Origin of the sequence: Paenibacillus cucumis (ex Kampfer et al. 2016) (assembly GCF_019748695.1) — a bacterium.
GTDB lineage: Bacteria > Bacillota > Bacilli > Paenibacillales > Paenibacillaceae > Paenibacillus > Paenibacillus polysaccharolyticus.
In genome coordinates this window covers 36,358-44,339 of record NZ_JACLIC010000047.1, presented here as the reverse complement: position 1 = coordinate 44,339, position 7,982 = coordinate 36,358, and the positions used below count along the sequence as shown (strand labels likewise).

The 7,982-nt window shown below is 43.1% G+C and carries 7 protein-coding genes; 3 read left to right on the top strand and 4 right to left on the bottom strand.

What is annotated here, in order from left to right:
- Window positions 1–516 precede the first annotated feature (516 nt).
- Window positions 517–1,293: a M15 family metallopeptidase gene (locus H7T88_RS26010; RefSeq protein ID WP_221791195.1), complete on the top strand. Its 777-nt coding sequence runs from the start codon at window positions 517–519 to the stop codon at window positions 1,291–1,293.
- A gap of 207 nt (window positions 1,294–1,500) precedes the next feature.
- On the opposite strand, the gene H7T88_RS26005 is transcribed toward H7T88_RS26010, so the two are convergent.
- Window positions 1,501–1,740, bottom strand: coding sequence for a hypothetical protein (locus H7T88_RS26005; RefSeq protein ID WP_154889456.1), 240 nt, complete (start codon window positions 1,738–1,740; stop codon window positions 1,501–1,503).
- Between the two features lie 137 nt (window positions 1,741–1,877).
- On the opposite strand from H7T88_RS26005, the gene H7T88_RS26000 reads away from it, so the two are divergent.
- A complete protein-coding gene (locus H7T88_RS26000) occupies window positions 1,878–2,510 on the top strand; it encodes a nitroreductase family protein (protein WP_221791192.1) in 633 nt (210 codons plus the stop codon).
- 131 nt (window positions 2,511–2,641) lie between these two features.
- Here H7T88_RS26000 and H7T88_RS25995 read toward each other — a convergent pair whose 3' ends face one another.
- Window positions 2,642–3,820, bottom strand: coding sequence for a leucine-rich repeat domain-containing protein (locus H7T88_RS25995; RefSeq protein ID WP_260511152.1), 1,179 nt, complete (start codon window positions 3,818–3,820; stop codon window positions 2,642–2,644).
- A gap of 228 nt (window positions 3,821–4,048) precedes the next feature.
- Between H7T88_RS25995 and H7T88_RS25990 the strand changes: the two genes are divergently transcribed.
- On the top strand, window positions 4,049–4,525 hold the full coding sequence (locus H7T88_RS25990) for an AraC family transcriptional regulator (protein ID WP_260511151.1): 477 nt from the start codon (window positions 4,049–4,051) through the stop codon (window positions 4,523–4,525).
- Between the two features lie 178 nt (window positions 4,526–4,703).
- Here H7T88_RS25990 and H7T88_RS25985 read toward each other — a convergent pair whose 3' ends face one another.
- Window positions 4,704–5,948: an aminopeptidase gene (locus H7T88_RS25985; protein ID WP_221791190.1), complete on the bottom strand. Its 1,245-nt coding sequence runs from the start codon at window positions 5,946–5,948 to the stop codon at window positions 4,704–4,706.
- 114 nt (window positions 5,949–6,062) lie between these two features.
- Entirely contained in the window at window positions 6,063–7,676 is a 1,614-nt protein-coding gene (gene mbcS, locus H7T88_RS25980; protein WP_221791188.1) for an acyl-CoA synthetase MbcS, read from the bottom strand.
- Window positions 7,677–7,982: the final 306 nt, after the last annotated feature.

The following is a 7,982-nucleotide window of genomic DNA, read 5'->3' as shown; positions in this document are numbered from 1 at the left end:
TTGACTAAAACGTTCATAGCAACGATCACCAGTAACGTTATTTAACCTGAAAGCAGTATTTGATTATAAAAATGGGCTTTTTTCGTAGAATAAGCACTCTGGTGATCGTTAGATTTTTTACAGCTTGCTTGATAAAAGCCTGGAGTTACTCGCTTAAATTGTTTTACTTGCTTGTGCCTTGAATTTGCTGATGAATAACTTGGCCCTCCCTGTTTATTCCCTTTATGCTCTTTACTTTGTGCTCTTTAAGTTCTTTATGTCTTTACTCACTTTCATCTTTTTCCTTACTCCCCCACCGTTTACATTTCTCCTTCCAGCTTCTTTTGCCCGGTACCAACCGATTTTCTAGGACCTTCATCCTGAAATATGCGATATTCGAACTTTCATCTAATTTTCCAATAAAATAGATTCTAGCAAACTTTGTTTACAAGTCGGAAACATTTGGAGAACCTATGGACATAATCCTCCAGTATACTTGGTTTATAGATTAATATATTCCAAGGGGGAATTCCCATCATGTCATCATTTACTCGCAAATCCATCATATCGACACTTCTGGTTGGCTCAGTGCTTGCGAGCACAGCGTTTACTACACTTCCAATCAACCAAATCTTTAACCCGGTTGCCTCTGCGGCAAGCTCAAGCTTCTCTCAATTTCTGAAAGATAACGCACCAAGCCGTACCATTACGACATCTAGCAAAGGCGTTGCTACCGTGACTAATCTATCCAGCACCGTTGTGCTTGTGAATAAAAAAAGAAACTTACCATCCACTTACGAGCCGAAAGATCTGGTCGTTCCTAACATCCCATTCAGCTTCTCCGGCTCAAGTCCGAAGAAACAGATGCGTAAAGTCGCAGCAACAGCAATGGAGAAATTGTTTGCCGCCGCGAAAAAGGATGGTATCGATATCAAAGCTGTATCCGGCTACCGTTCATATGCTACGCAAAAAGCAATCTTTGACCGTAATGCCAGCATCAAAGGCGAAGCTGTTGCTAACAAAACAAGTGCTCGTCCAGGACAGAGCGAACATCAAACCGGACTCGCCATGGACATTTCCAGCGCTTCGGCAGGTTATGATCTTCAGCAAAGTTTTGGCAACACCAAAGAAGGCAAATGGCTGAAAGCCAATGCCCACAAATACGGTTTTATTATCCGTTATGGCAAAGATCAAGAGAAGTTAACCGGATATTCATATGAGCCTTGGCATGTCCGTTATGTTGGTGTCTACATTGCTGGCGAGATTACTAGCCAAAAATTAACTTTGGAGCAATATTTGGAACGTGCAAAATAAGCTCTCGGTCGGCAAGCAGCTTAGTAACTCAACCTCTTCATTTGCAGATCGATACCTGGAGAACGGGGCACACTCGCCCCTTCTCCATATAAATTACAAGATAGCTATAGTTCCAGGAAAGCATCTGTGCACCAATGTATTCTGAGAAAGTGTTCTTGATTGCAGTCACGTATCCCACACGGTTACAGATCAACTATTCAACATTTTTTAGACTCCAGCAATACGCCGAATCAAAACAGGCAACCGTTTTACACCTTCGGTACCCGCCCAGGAACTTGCCCCTGCCAGTAAATCGTTGTGGCTCAGATAAAAGGCTGTTTTGTATACAATGTAACCCAGTATGATCTCCACCACCACAAACTTTTTAAGGGCAGAGGATTCAAAGACATAAACCTGGAACTCACGATGCCGCCAAGCTGATTTTAATCTGAGGATGAATGATCTCATGACTCACCTCTGCTGTTTTCTACTAGCGTATGGCGAGCATATCTTGTCTTATTCAAAAATAATACTTACATAAAGTAATTAAGTATGTTATATTCACTTTATAAGCAAGCAAACTATACATAAGTGAGGTAAACAACATGAGCGAACTGGACCAATTGATTAAAAACCGAAGATCTGCTGTTATTTTTGAAGAGGGAATTGAAATTTCAGAGTCCGAACTGGAAGAAATGTTTGCTTTGAACAAATTTGCGCCATCCGCGTTTAACCTGCAACACACTCATTATCTTGTATTGACCGATGAAGCTCAGAAAGAGAAAGTATATCAGGCTTCTCAGCAGTATAAAGTGAAAACAGCTTCTGCGGTCATCATCGTGTTAGGGGATGTCAACGCACATCATCATATTCGCACGATCAACGAAGGATTGCTTAACTTGGGCGCAATGACACCGTTTCAATACGAGCAGGAATCACAGAGCGTTATTGAATTCTACGAAACTCGCGGCAGATTTTTCCAACGTGAGGATGCCATCCGTAACGCCAGCTTATCAGCGATGCAATTCATGTTAATCGCTCAGGATCGTGGCTGGGACACTTGTCCGATGATTGGATTTAACGCTGAGGAACTGCAGCAAAGTCTGGGCATTCCGGATCATTATGTACCTGCGATGATGATTACCATTGGCAAAAAATCAGAATCCAAACAGCGTCCGCGCGGGTATCGTAAACCCATTCATGAATATGTTAGCTTTAATAAAATGAATGCCGAATAACTGTTACCCGATCTTTTTCCTAAAATAAAAGTGCTTTAAAAGCCACGACTTCGACTTCGTGGCTTTTTCGTGTGTAAAACTTAATCAATTACTGAATGCCTTATTAATAGCCTTCTTAACATTCCGTTGCTTCAATACGTTTCATATATTAACTCATCCGAGATCTGGAGATCGCTATCGAATTCAGCATAGATATAGAGCTGCCCGGCTGGCGTATCGCCAGCATCAAATCCCAACTTTAAAATGCCATCTGCTTGAAATTCTATATCTGCCAGCGCCAAAGTATTTACATCCTCGTCTGGATGAGCGTTACCAATCATATGAAGCGCCCGTTCTCGCAGGACATGCCATTGTTCCCAAGCAGCTTCGAAAGAAGCGGACAATGCATCCATACCGGCCTTCGTTGAAATTTGTGCCGTAACTCGCAGTTCCCTTCCTTCCTCCTGCAAATTCATATGATATATCGTCGTTTCATTATCATATTGAAATGTACCCATGCCTGGGACTTCATGATCCGGTTCAATGATGAGATTATCACCGTACTGCATGCGCTCCATCTTGGAATTACAGCTTACGTCAAGTGATTTTAACTTATTTTCAGAACAATATAGTTCCACAAGTTCGGTATTATTACGTAAATCCAGTTCACGAATATGATTATTGAAACAACGCACACTTTCCAGACGGTAATTGGAACGGAGATCCAGACTTTTAAGTTGATTGTGATGACAGCGAAGCTCCAGTAAAGCAGGACAGCCAGTGACATCAAGCTCAATAAGATCATTGCTCGAACAATCCAAATAAGTTAGGTGCTCATTACTTACCATATCCAGTGAGAAAAGTGTGTTGTAGCTGCATGCGAGTCTTTGCAATTGCTTTAGATGCCCTACTTTCAGTTCAGAGAGCAAATTCCAGTTACATTCAATCGTTATCAGCTTATGATTCTGCGAAAGTTCCAGTTTACGCAAACAATTAAAGCTACAATCTAATGTGTCAAGCTCTGTATTGGAGTTCAACTTCAGCTCAACAATTTGATTTTCTCTGCATAATAACGTTCTCAACTTCAGATTATGTTCAACATTCAGACTGATCAACGCATTATATGTGCAATCGAGCACCTTGAGTTCCGTGAAATATTCAATGCCTTGAAGATTTTTCATACCTACTCTGGGAAGCTCCAGGGTCTCCACTTCACTCACATCCTGTGCCCGAATATAACCCCGTTGATCACAATAATTCGCTAATATGTATTGCTTGAAAAGTTCATCTGTAAAGGCGTTTGTAATATCCATTCCATCCATATTCATCATCCATTCTCCTCCCTAGTCAATTTCACACGTTCACTATGTAAATGTCGTATCATGCCTATTTTATGAGTTCTTTGGGTGGTTTACAATGCTACCAGACTATCATTTCTGTGCTGAGTCCTCTACTGAATCAATGTTATATCAAATTTGCCGAAAAATATTATGTATTTTTTTTTATAACATGTTAGCATACTTCAAGTAAGCAATATATTCAAAAAGGAGATAATGATTATGGAAAAGAAAAACATGTGTCTAGAACATCTTGCCCCCGTCAGTATTGCTTATGTACGTCAAACTGGACCTTATGGCCCCTCGAACATCCAGACAATGGAAAAGCTGAAACAATGGGCCGCGCAGAAAGAACTACTGAAAGAAGACGCCGTTCTGTATGGTATTCCTCAAGATAATCCTGAATCAACACCTCCGGAGCATTGTAGATACGATGCGTGCATTGTAATTAGGGATGATTTTAAACTTGAAAAAGAACCTCATCTCAACATTAGCTTAGGAAGCTTCCAGGGTGGAAACTACCTCATAATCACGATTCCACATACGGCTGAGGATATTCAGAAAGCTTGGAATGAAATAATCTCGCAATTACAATTGCAGGGCTATCGTATGGATACCAAACCTGTTTTCGAAAGATATCGTCCTCAACTGCTGGCTCAACATTTATGCGAGCTATGTATTCCTCTAACAACAGATTAAGGTAATTTACACTTTACATGTTTTATCCCAGACTTAGTCTTATATGCTCCCTAATGACTGAATATAAACAGAAAAGTGACTTCCATTGAAGTCACTTTTCTACGTTGCATCTGTTATTGATTTGACTACACTAGAATTGCACTTATACTTTCATCGTTAACAGACTATGCATTTCATATTAAAATGCCCAGTTTCCTTTGCGGAATACCGGCTCAATCGTACCGTCCTGTAACTCACCGTCGATGTCCAGTTCCGCAGAACCAATCATGAAATCGACATGTGTCAGGCTTACATTGCATTCATGTTTCAACAGTTCTTCATTCGACATCGATGTGCCGCCCTTCATGTTGAACGGATACGCACTTCCGACAGCCAGATGGCAGGATGCATTCTCATCAATGCCCGTATTATAGAAAATACGATTCAGATTCGAGATTGGCGAATCATGCGGCACAAGCGCCACTTCTCCCAAGTAACGAGCCCCATCGTCTGTCGCAAACAGGTTCTTCAGATGCTCTTCGCCAGAAGCCGCTGTATACGCAACAACCTGACCATCTTTAAATGTAATTCGCATCTGATCTACCAGCTGTCCGTTCAGATTCAGCGGCATCGTACTACTAACATAACCGTTCACACCGCTACGCTTCGGCATCGTAAATACCTCTTCTGTCGGCATATTCGCGACGGTGTAGACCCCTTGTTTGTTTTCACTGCCGCCACCGCCCCAGATGTGGTTGTCTACCAGTTCAATTTTCAGATCCGTACCTGGTGCACGATAGTGCAAACTCTTATAATTTTTCTGATTGAGTAACTCACTCATTTTGTTCAACGTCTCAATATGCTCTTTCCAGTTCTGTACAGCATCTCCGCCGTCCACACGATTCATCTTGAAGATGGTATCCCACATCACGTTGATGCGATCTTCCTCAGGAATGTCGGCAAACACTTTATTGGCCCAAGCTTTGGTTGGCGCTTTGATCAGACACCAGCTGATGTCATGGTTACGTGTATATTTGGAATATCCTTTGCGTGCCTCTGCTGCCGCTTTGGTTGCACGGGATACTTTGGTCGCTTCGATTCCGTTGTACAAGTCTGGGTCAGGAACTTTAATTGTCAGTGTTGCTCCTCCAGCTTCGGCGAAACGTTCCATCATGTCGCCCTTCCACTTCGGATAATAGTCAAAGCTATCATACGAACCATGCTCAAACCGGCTACGTGTAATATTATCGTCCTCGAAATCGACTTGTACATAGTTAGCTCCGGCCGCGTAAGCTTTTTGGGCGATTAGACGTGTAAACTCCAATGTTTCAATCGGTGCTGTTACCAGTAGGTCTTGTCCCTTCTGGATATTCACACCAACCTTGACGACCAGTTCAGCGTATTGTTCCAATGATGTTGCAAAAGATTGTTCAAACGAGCTCATGTTAGGTTCACTCCTGCTTCGGTAAGATTTCAAATTGCTGTATTCTCAAACTTCATCAATCAAAAATGTTATTTCATCTTTAGCCTCTATATCACTCTATACATAGTCCGCAAACTAACCGTTGCGTTTTTCCTGTTCACGGAGTTCAATGCGGCGAATTTTACCTGAGTTGGTCTTGGGTAGATCCGTTACAAATTCAATTTTGCGTGGATATTTGTAAGGTGCTGTCCATTCCTTCACATGTCTTTGCAGTTCATGCGCGAGTTCCGATGAAGCCTGGGAAGGGTCTCGGAGCACAACAAAAGCTTTGACAATGTTGCCCCGAATTTCATCCGGACTTGCAACGACAGCACACTCTTTCACACTCGCATGTTTCATGAGCGCTTCTTCCACCTCAAACGGCCCAATGGTATATCCCGAACTGATGATAATATCATCACTGCGGCCTTCAAACCAGAAGTACCCTTCTTCGTCTTTGCTTGCCCGGTCACCTGTGACAAAATACTCCCCGCGCTGGTTCGCTTCCTTGCGACCCTCGTCCTGATAATAAGCACGGAACAGCGCTGGCATGTCTTGATGCACAGCAATATCTCCAACCTCCCCAGCAGGTAGAGGTTGTCCATCTTCACCGATAATCTCGATCAATCCCGGGGTAATGGACTGACCCATCGAACCTATGCGCACAGGCGCATCCTTCAAACTGCCAATTAACAGCGTGCTTTCCGTCTGTCCGTAACCATCACGGATGGTGAGATCGAAATGGCGCTGGAAGATTTCAATGACTTCCTGATTCAGCGGTTCTCCCGCCGATACAGCGCTACGAAGATGGGATAAATCATAATGTCCGAGATCATCCGTTTTTGCCATCAGGCGGTATTCCGTCGGTGTACAGCAGAGCACGTTAATCTGATGCGCCTGCATCAACTCCAGGTAACGCTTTGGCTGGAATGAGCCGTTGTATACCAAACCTGTTGCCCCTCTTCCGAGTACCGACAGGAACGGGCTCCAGATCCATTTTTGCCATCCAGGTGCTGCTGTTGCCCACACCGTATCCGTCGGCTGAATATCCAGCCATAACGTGGATGCAATCCGCAGATGTGCATAACCCCAACCGTGGCTATGTACAACGCCCTTTGGATTACCCGTCGTGCCCGAAGTATACGCAAGAATGGCCATATCATCACGGTGCGTCTGAACAGCAGCCATTTCATCCGGCTGATTCTGCATCAATTGATGTACGTTAACCCAGCCTTCTCCAGGAATAGTATGGTCTTCGTTAGGTGATGCAACGATACGATGAGCAAGCGCTGGCAGGTCGGAATCCATTTTCTCCACTTCTGATGTAGTCTCAGACCATACAATGACTGCCTTCGCCGATGAATGCCGCAGACGGTATTCCAAATCTTTCGCACGTAACATCTCCGAAGATGGAATCACAGCAATGCCAAGTTTCAGACATGCAATATATATCACATAAGCGATAATCCGGCGTGGTACCATGACCAGCACCCGATCTCCTTTCGCCAAACCAAGTTCACGCAGTCCTCCAGCCAGACGGTTCGCCTGCTTTAATAAATCACCGTACGTAATCTCTTCTACTTCTTTCTGATCGCTGAGCCATCTAAGTGCAATCCGATCTGACGGGTGATTCTCCATCTCGGATGTCAGGTTATAGTTTTCAGGCGCAATCCACTGTTCAAAATTCAAATGGAGCCTCTCCTTTATCATTCAAATATATATAAATTGAACAGGTTTACACAGACACTCCGATGACAGAATAACCTTCCAATCGCTGTTATCCCCAGATTTTTTTGATTCCCTTTTCTAAAGGGAATATCCGGTGATAAAGGCAAGCTTATGCTTACGATGTAGCTTTCTTACAGAAAGCTTTAGCTTCGCTTCTCCAGGTTTTTTCTGTCCTCTCCGTTTATGTGTAAAAAATAGTTCATTTATATAACGTCTTTATATTATACATCAAATCCTAAGACCAGGTACTATGAACAGCAACCTTTTTATCATAAGAACGCGACTTTC

Bases quoted from the DNA above. Each gene is read 5' to 3' on its own strand.
- H7T88_RS25985 (WP_221791190.1), bottom strand. From the start codon at position 5,948: ATGAGCTCGTTTGAACAATCTTTTGCAACATCATTGGAACAATACGCT.
- H7T88_RS26005 (WP_154889456.1), bottom strand. From the start codon at position 1,740: ATGAGATCATTCATCCTCAGATTAAAATCAGCTTGGCGGCATCGTGAG.
- mbcS (WP_221791188.1), bottom strand. From the start codon at position 7,676: ATGATAAAGGAGAGGCTCCATTTGAATTTTGAACAGTGGATTGCGCCT.
- H7T88_RS26000 (WP_221791192.1), top strand. From the start codon at position 1,878: ATGAGCGAACTGGACCAATTGATTAAAAACCGAAGATCTGCTGTTATT.
- H7T88_RS25990 (WP_260511151.1), top strand. From the start codon at position 4,049: ATGGAAAAGAAAAACATGTGTCTAGAACATCTTGCCCCCGTCAGTATT.
- H7T88_RS26010 (WP_221791195.1), top strand. From the start codon at position 517: ATGTCATCATTTACTCGCAAATCCATCATATCGACACTTCTGGTTGGC.
- H7T88_RS25995 (WP_260511152.1), bottom strand. From the start codon at position 3,820: ATGATGAATATGGATGGAATGGATATTACAAACGCCTTTACAGATGAA.